This is a genomic window from Mesorhizobium sp. M7A.F.Ca.CA.004.06.1.1 (assembly GCF_003999135.1).
Classification (GTDB): Bacteria; Pseudomonadota; Alphaproteobacteria; order Rhizobiales; family Rhizobiaceae; genus Mesorhizobium.
Genome location: NZ_RZPQ01000373.1, coordinates 1 through 5672, shown reverse-complemented (window position 1 = coordinate 5672; position 5672 = coordinate 1). Strand labels below are relative to the sequence as shown.

The 5672-nt window shown below is 64.6% G+C and carries 7 protein-coding genes; 2 read left to right on the top strand and 5 right to left on the bottom strand.

Annotated elements, in window-relative coordinates:
- The 3 genes from EN906_RS20840 to EN906_RS20830 all read right to left on the bottom strand — a co-directional run.
- Positions 1–788, bottom strand: a 788-nt coding sequence (locus tag EN906_RS20840; RefSeq protein ID WP_164777267.1) for an NAD(P)-dependent oxidoreductase, incomplete at its 3' end; no start/stop codon positions are given.
- Between the two features lie 110 nt (positions 789–898).
- Positions 899–1534: a helix-turn-helix transcriptional regulator gene (locus tag EN906_RS20835; RefSeq protein WP_127269032.1), complete on the bottom strand. Its 636-nt coding sequence runs from the start codon at positions 1532–1534 to the stop codon at positions 899–901.
- Between the two features lie 8 nt (positions 1535–1542).
- Positions 1543–2415, bottom strand: coding sequence for a S1C family serine protease (locus tag EN906_RS20830; RefSeq protein WP_127271164.1), 873 nt, complete (start codon positions 2413–2415; stop codon positions 1543–1545).
- 169 nt (positions 2416–2584) lie between these two features.
- On the opposite strand from EN906_RS20830, the gene EN906_RS20825 reads away from it, so the two are divergent.
- Positions 2585–3532, top strand: a complete 948-nt coding sequence (locus tag EN906_RS20825) for a trypsin-like peptidase domain-containing protein (protein WP_127270143.1) — start codon at positions 2585–2587, stop codon at positions 3530–3532.
- 76 nt (positions 3533–3608) lie between these two features.
- Here the strand turns inward: EN906_RS20825 and EN906_RS20820 are convergent, their stop codons facing one another.
- Positions 3609–4712: a helix-turn-helix transcriptional regulator gene (locus EN906_RS20820; protein WP_127270141.1), complete on the bottom strand. Its 1104-nt coding sequence runs from the start codon at positions 4710–4712 to the stop codon at positions 3609–3611.
- A gap of 130 nt (positions 4713–4842) precedes the next feature.
- A complete protein-coding gene (locus EN906_RS20815; RefSeq protein ID WP_127270139.1) occupies positions 4843–5268 on the bottom strand; it encodes a VOC family protein in 426 nt (141 codons plus the stop codon).
- Positions 5269–5334: 66 nt separating this feature from the next.
- On the opposite strand from EN906_RS20815, the gene EN906_RS20810 reads away from it, so the two are divergent.
- A partial coding sequence (locus EN906_RS20810) for a helix-turn-helix domain-containing protein (RefSeq protein ID WP_164777266.1) occupies positions 5335–5672 on the top strand: 338 nt, incomplete at its 3' end.

Here is a 5672-nt window from a genome sequence, read left to right as displayed (position 1 = left end):
GTCGCACCTGGCGCATAGGCTGAAAAGTCGCTGACGCCCTCGGCGCGCAGCACCTCCTCGTCGATGTAGAAATTACCTGTTGTCTCGCGCGCCGGCCGCATGAAGATGGCATGCGCGGCGTCGGCCATGATGTCGGGCAAACGGCTCATCGCCGCCACCGTCGCGCCGCCGAGCAGATTGCGCACCGCCGCCGTGTCGATGGTCGAGATCGGCCACAGTGAATTGACAGCGATGCCGTCCTTGGCGAACTCCGCACTCATGCCCAGCGTGCACATCGACATGCCGAACTTGGCCATCGTGTAGGCGACGTGATTCCTGAACCACTTGGCCTTCATGTCGAGCGGCGGCGCCAGATTCAGGATGTGAGCATTTTGCGCCAACTTCAGGTGAGGAATGCACATTTTCGAGACCAGGAAGGTACCGCGCGTGTTGATCTGATGCATCAGATCGTAGCGCTTCATGTCGGTCTCCAGCGTGCCGGTGAGTTGGATGGCGCTGGCATTGTTGACGCAGATGTCGATGCCGCCGAATTTTTCCACGGTCCTGGCGACCGCCTCGGCCACCTGCGCCTCCTCGCGGATGTCGCACAAAACAGGCAGCGCCTTGCCGCCAGCCTGCTCGATCTCTTCGGCAGCGCTATAAATCGTGCCCGGCAGCTTCGGATGCGGTTCGGCGGTCTTGGCCGCGATCGTCACATTGGCGCCGTCGCGCGCCGCGCGCAGCGCGATCGCCAGCCCGATGCCGCGCGACCCACCGGAGATGAACAGCGTCTTTCCCTTGAGCGACATTTCCTTGCGCCTCCCTTGCAACACAACAGGCGCAAACCTTTGCGCGGCGGGCGACCGCAGCGCAAGACCCGACACGCTGGACACCGCGTTACGCAGCGTAGGGTTTATGACTAAACCAGCACCAACCCTTGGCGCATCGCAATGGCAATCGCATCGGTGCGGTTGGCCGCACCGAGCTTGATCAGGATTGCGGCGACGTGGAACTTCGCGGTGTGCACCGAAATGTTCAGCCGCCGCGCAATCACCTTGTTTGGGGCGCCCTCGGCCAGCAGCGCCAACACTTCCGCCTCACGCGGCGACAGCGAAGGCCGGGCGGCATGCTCGTCGGAGGCCTCCTCCTCGAACGGCTCGCCATCGCCGGCACGGAAATCCTCATGGCGTCCGCTTCCGCGCTCGCCCGAGACGCGATAGCCGGCCGCGGCCAGCCGCGCCGCCGCGGCGATCAACAAATCCTCCGCGCCAGCGGACATCACGGCCAGCACCTCACCGGCGGGCCGCTCGCCGCCAGCGCGTCCGGTCAGCAGCACCCGTGGAATGAGGGCCGGCACGCCATCACCAATGCTGTCGTCAACGATGGCGACGTCGGCTCTTCCACCGCCGGCCACGACCGGCAGCAGGTCATCGCTCGCGGCCAGCGAGGCCGCCAGGCGCTCGGCGCGTGACGCATCGCCAAGCGCAATCAGCACCACCAGCCGCCGCGAGACGGCACCGTCATGCATGATCCTGTCGCTGGTGAGCGTGTCCATGGATGCCCTCAGCTCAGCGGCTTTTCGCCGATTGTCAGCACGACATCGCGCTGTTCGCCGCCGCGCACGACACCGAGCGTCACCGAAGCGCCGGCACTGTCGGGTCCGAGCCTGCGGATCAGGTCCCGCGGGCCGTGCACCGCCTCACCGTTCCACGCCACGATGATATCGCCAAGAGAGAGACCGGCGGCCTTGGCGGGACCCTCGTCATCGAGGCTCATCACCATTGCGCCCTGCGCGTCGCGGTCTCGTACCGGGTGCAGGCCGGCGCCGAGATAGCCGCGCGCGACATGGCCCTTTTCGCGCAAGGTCGCGACCGCCCGCTCGATCGTCTCGTAAGGCATGACCAGCGCCCGGTGACGCGGTCCGAACAACAGCATGCCGATCAGCGCACCCTTGGCGTCGAGAACCGGGCCGCCCTCGAAACGGCCGCCGGCGCCGACGGCAAGATTGATGCGCCGGTCGATGGTGCCGCCGCGCATCGAGCGCCAGGCCGGGCCGACTTCGCCCACCGAGCCCGAAACAGCCAAAGCCGAACCGTCGCTGCTGCCGATGGCAATGGCGATGTTGCCCGGCCGCACCGCATCGGCCTTGGCCAGCGGCGCGGCGCTGACGGCCTCCGCCGGCTTCAGCAGGGCAACACCGGTCGAAGGGTCGCGGCCAACCAGCTCGGCCTTCACCGTTTCCCCCGAGGCCAACACCAGATCGATCTCCTCGCCGGCCTCGACAGCCTCTTCAGCGGTGACGAAATAGCCGTCACGCCAGTGGAAGGCGCTTGCCGTGCGGTGATGATGCGTAGCGAAGCCAGCCGTTGCCGGCGCGGCCTTGGCGGCGAGATCGGCGACGGCTTGCGAAAACGCGCTCAGATTGAAATCGCTCATTAATGGTCTCCTGGGTTCATCCATGCCCCAGATATCGCTCGACAGCGCGTCCGCGGGTACTCGCCTGACGGCTAGTTGCCGGTTTGACTGGCCATCTGGTCAGGTCGCTGCGGTTCCAGCCGCTCCGCACATATAGTCACGATCAAGCCTGAACACACGGAGCCCTCCCATGGCCGTCGCCGTCGCCAAATTCCAAACCGATGACACGTTGCTCGACGCCTATTCGACGACGGTTGCCGACGCGGTCGACCGCATCGGTCCGGCCGTCTGCCGCATCGAGCGCGTTGGCGGTCAGGGCGGCCATGGCTCCGGCTTCGTCATTGCGCCGGACGGGCTGGTGGTCACCAACTTCCATGTCGTCGGTGATGCCAGGACGGTGCGCGTTTCGATGCCGGACGGCGCTTCGAGAGAAGGGCGTGTTCTTGGCCGCGATCCCGACACCGACATCGCGCTGGTGCGCGCCGACGGCAGCTTTGCCGACGTCGCACCGCTGGGCGATTCCAAGCGGCTGCGGCGCGGCCAGATCGCCATTGCAATCGGCAACCCGCTCGGTTTCGAATGGACCGTCACCTCCGGCGTCGTCTCCGCGCTCGGCCGCTCGATGCGCGCCTCCACCGGCCGGCTGATCGACGACGTCATCCAGACCGACGCAGCGCTCAATCCCGGCAATTCCGGCGGACCGCTGGTATCGTCGGCCGGCGAGGTCATCGGCGTAAACACCGCCATGATCCATGGCGCGCAAGGCATCGCCTTCGCGGTTGCCTCCAACACCGCCAATTTCGTCATTTCGGAGATCATCCGCTTCGGCCGCGTGCGCCGCGCCTTCATCGGCGTCTCGGCCGACACCGTCAATCTGCCGCGACGCGCCGCGCTCCTGTCGCAAGTGTCGACGAATACAGCGGTGCGGCTGCGCAGCGTCGAGAAGGATGGCCCGGCGGCCAAGGCCGGCTTGAAGGAGGGCGACATCATCGCCGCAATAGACGGCCGCCCGGTCACCGGCGTCGACGACCTGGTGCGCGTGCTCGACGCCGAGCGCATCGGCCGCGAGACACAATGCACCGTGGTGCGCCGCACCGGCGTCAGCCAGGTGACGGTGATGCCGGTTGCGCGAAGCTAGTGCAGTCACCCAGAAGTGTGCCGCGGTTCTGGGACAACGACATGTATCAACACAAAGACTTTAAGGCCGCCGTTGCTCACTCCCCCTTCGAGGGAGCAACGGCGACATAGGCTCCCTTCAGGAGAGCTACGAGTTGCGCCTGATGATGCGTGCCTGTCTTGTCGAAGATACGACCAAGATACGTGCTGGCCGTGCGATAGGTGATGTTGGCGCTTGTCGCCGCCACACCAAGGCTATCCCTCGATGCCAATGCCGCCGCCAATCGCGCCTCGGCCGGCGAGAGGTCGAAAAGGCCCGTCAGGATGGTCGGCGAAGGCACCAGATTCGTCGGGTTGAGAGCCGTGGCTGCGATCAGTATGTCGGCGCCTGAGAGAAGTTCGTGCGCCAGACGGCGAAGAGGGATGAGGTGAACGATCATGGCCTCGCTATTCTCGCTTGGCGCTATGGGCACGGAGCGACCCGACGCAGCGTCACCAGTCCCGCTTGCAATCGCCTGCTGAAACAACTTGTTTGCCTTGGCATCGGCAAGGGCGAGCCCATCACGGGCCGTCGGCACGAACACAAGGGGCAGAGCGTCAAGCAGTTGATTGGTCGCCAGAACGCGTCCCCTGCTCGTCATCACCGCGGCCGGCAGGCCGATCGCCGCAAGCGCCGTAGTCGTAGCGCGCGCTCGTTCCAGCCGCAGGCGCGCACCAATCAGGCCGGCGCGCGCCAAATGTGGCCTCATGCGGTTGAGCTGGTCCAATTCGTCTCGGGATGGCCGATCATTGGTCAGCCAACGCTCCATCGTAAACAACAGAACTTCGCCTGTAGGCAGGGATATGAACGTACCGACTTCGCCACCGATTCCCAATGGCAGCGTCCGGTCGAGCCGCGTCCGATTGTTCTCGAGCGCCTCCTTGGGGAAGTAATCCGCGTCGTAGACGAATTCCGAGGGTGGGGGCAGCGTCAGCAGGAGTTGGGAGACACTGCTGCTCTTGAACCCGCCTTCCGCAGAGATGCCCTCCAGTATCGGCCGGACCAGGTCCGACGCGATGAGCATCGGGTCCAGCCGATCATCGAATAAACCCATACCGCCTCCGGCCGAGTTCGACAGTTCGCTCAACCTGTCGAAGACGTCTGGCCATAAATCGGGGACGAACGCCGCTTCATAAATTCGATCGACAAGATCTTCGGTCATTCAATGGTCCGCTCGCCACCTGCACTCGCATGATTGCATCGCACATCTGCTCAGAAATCAAACCTTTCTCGGCTTGGCATTACCGGATGATCATAAATTGCGTAGGAAACAGCCAACACGAAAACATCGTTCAGGTGCCCACCGCCCCCTCCGCGTACTGCGCCAGAAACGCCTCGCTCGGCGGAATCGGCTTGATCACGTCGATCAGCACGCCATTGGGATCCCGCGTGATGAAATGGCGCTGGCCGAAGGGTTCGTCGCGTAGAGAGCGCAGGATCGGCAGCCCGGCCGCGACGATCCGTTCATAGACCGCATCCGGGTCCCTCACCTCGAAGTTGATCAGCAGGCCCGACGCGCGGCCGCGCCCCTCTTCCGGGATCGTCTCATGATCGCCCTGGACGATGCCGAGATTGACTCTTCTGTCCTCCACCGATTGCAGATGCACATACCAGTCGCTTTCGAATAGCGGCTGGAAGCGAAAATGCTCGATATAGAACGCCGTCGTGCCGGCGACGTCGCCGGTCATCAGCACCGGGTAATAGCTCGTCGTCTTCATCTTTCCTTCTCCCGTCGATTAACATACAGTCTGCATGTAACTTCATTTAACATACAGGCTGCATGTATGCAACGCGATTCCGCGCGTCGTTCCAACCGTGACCGCACCGAGGCGACGCGCGCCGACCTGATTGCCGCGGCACGAAAGCTGTTCACCGAAAAATCCTATGCCGAGACCGGCACGCCGGAGATCGTCGCTGCCGCCGGCGTCACGCGCGGCGCGCTTTACCATCACTTCGCCGACAAGCAGGCGCTGTTTGCCGCCGTGGTCGAGCAGGAGGCGATGGCGGTGGCTGAGGAGATCGAGCGCGCTTCGCCGCCATCGCTCAATGCCCGCGACGCGCTCATTGCCGGCTCCGACGCCTATCTCACTGCGATGCGCGCGCCCGGCCGCACGCGGCTGCT